The sequence below is a fragment of the Pelomicrobium sp. G1 genome (genome assembly GCF_051905455.1).
Classification (GTDB): domain Bacteria; phylum Pseudomonadota; class Gammaproteobacteria; order Burkholderiales; family UBA6910; genus Pelomicrobium.
Genome location: NZ_JBQACR010000165.1, coordinates 1 through 369, shown reverse-complemented (window position 1 = coordinate 369; position 369 = coordinate 1). Strand labels below are relative to the sequence as shown.

General features: G+C 69.6%; 1 pseudogene. It reads left to right on the top strand.

Annotated features, from left to right (window positions below):
- Positions 1 to 20 precede the first annotated feature (20 nt).
- A pseudogene (locus tag ACTFO6_RS17995) lies at positions 21 to 369 on the top strand (hypothetical protein); the annotation flags it as partial.

Genomic DNA, 369 nt, shown 5'->3' with positions numbered 1-369 from the left:
CCCCCGCCGAACGCGCCCTCGTGCCGGCTTTTGTCCGCGACATGCCCCCGGGGACCGTGGAAATCGAGCGCGCCGGGCGCGTGCTGCACATCGCGGTCAAGCCTTTGGGAGAAGCCACCCTGTACCTGGTGTACGACGCGACGCTGCACGAGGCGCGGGTGCGGGAATTCAGCCACTTGATGGTACTGGCGGTGCTCACCATGTCGGTCATCGCTGCCCTGTTGGGCTACGGGGTGGCTGGGTTCTTGGTGCGCCAGGTCACCAATCTCGCGCGCCGGGTAGCGCGGTTGCGCCCGGAGGACGACGTCCTGCCGGCAGCCGCCGACTACCCGGACGAGGAGATCGCGAGCCTCGCCCGGGCGATCAGCG